Source organism: Burkholderia sp. E168m23 (assembly GCF_016586125.1).
GTDB lineage: Bacteria > Pseudomonadota > Gammaproteobacteria > Burkholderiales > Burkholderiaceae > Burkholderia > Burkholderia orbicola.
Window position 1 is genome coordinate 1 of the sequence record NZ_BCPP01001258.1, and the last position, 1,624, is coordinate 1,624.

The window sequence follows — 1,624 nt, forward strand, 5'->3', positions numbered from 1 at the left end:
ACCAGGATGGTTGCCATTTACGCTGCCTTTGTCTGCTCACTTGCTTTTGTCTTGGCGGGAGTCGTCCCGTCCTGTGCACCCGGTTCGGCGCCTGGCGTATCGCTCGCCATCTGCAGGAACAGGATCGATACCTGCGCACCCTCGACGGTCTCGCCGTGCATGCGATTGCGCAGATCGATCCGCGCGCCGTGCTCGTCAACGATTTTCTTGACCGTGGCCAACCCGAGCCCCGTGCCCTTCGCCTTCGTCGTCACGTAAGGCTCGAACGCGCGGGTCAGGATGCGTGCCGGAAAACCGGGCCCGTTGTCGGACACGGTAAGCCGTACCGCGACGCGCGTTTTGCCCTCGGCGTCGGGGTCGCCATATTCTACTGTCTTGGTTTCGATCAACACACGCGGATGCGCGGACTCCGCGACCGAATCCTGCGCATTCTGCAGCAGGTTGTGAATCACCTGGCGCAATTGCGTCGCATCGCCGCGAATTACCGGCAGCGACGGCGCGAGCTCGGCGACGATCGGGCTCTTGCCTTCGCCGACGCCGTACAGCCCGAGCACCTCGCTCGCCAGTTCGTTCAACTGCAGGTTCGCGAGCACCGCCGGCGGCGTGCGCGCGTATTCGCGGAAATCGTCGACCATCCGCTTCATCGCGGCCACCTGGTTCACGATCATCGTCGCGCCGCGCTTGAGCACGTCCGCGTCGGGCGGCGCGAGCTTGTCCGACAGCTTCATCTGCAGCCGCTCGGCCGACAGCTGGATCGGCGTCAGCGGATTCTTGATCTCGTGCGCGAGCCGCCGCGCGACCTCGCCCCACGCGACCGAACGCTGCGCGGAAATCACGTCGGAGATGTCGTCGAACACGACGACGTAACCGGACGTCTGCGGATCGTCGGCCTGCCCCTCGACAGTCGACACGAGCCGCGTGCCGCGCACGAGCAGCGTCAGCGGATCGGTTTCGCCCGGCACCTCGATCGCGAACTGCTGCTGCCAGTGGCCGCGATCGCCGCTGCCGCCGTCGGACGCCGCCTCGCGATCGGCGAATGCCTTGCGCACCATCGCGCCGAACCCGGCGGCCACGCCGATCCGGTCGAGCGTCGTGCCGATCAGCGAGTTGAACGGCTGCCGGAAGATCCGCTCGGCGCCGCGATTGGCCGTCGTCAGCCGGAACTGGCGGTCGAGCACGAACACGCCGGCCGTCAGGTTCGCGAGGATGCTCTCGAGATACGTCTTCGAATGCTCGAGCGCGATGCGGTTCTTCTCGACCGCGAGCCGCGCCTCGGACAACTGGCGCGTCATCGCGTTGAACGACTGCGTGAGGAAGCCGAGCTCGTCGCGCGTCTTGATCTCGCGCTTCGGCGTGTAGTCGCCTTCCGTGATCTCCTTCGTGCCCTGCGCGAGCAGGAACAGCGGCCGCGCGAGCTGCTGGCCGAGCGCGAGCGCGAGCATCATCGCGATGAAGGTCGCGAGGAACAGCGCGAGTGTCAGCGTGCCGATGTACATCTTGCGCAGGCCCGTGCGGCCGAGCGACTTTTCCTGGTACTCGCGGTACGCGCGCTGCACGGCGTCCGCGTTGTGCGCGAGCCCGGGCGGCACCGGCTGCGTGAGCTGCAGGAACCGCTCCGCCGGCT

At 66.9% G+C, this 1,624-nt stretch carries 1 protein-coding gene; it reads right to left on the reverse strand.

The features are described 5' to 3' along the window. Positions 1 to 17 precede the first annotated feature (17 nt). A partial coding sequence (gene esaS / locus JMF90_RS36335) for a sensor histidine kinase EsaS (RefSeq protein ID WP_201326271.1) occupies positions 18 to 1,624 on the reverse strand: 1,607 nt, incomplete at its 5' end.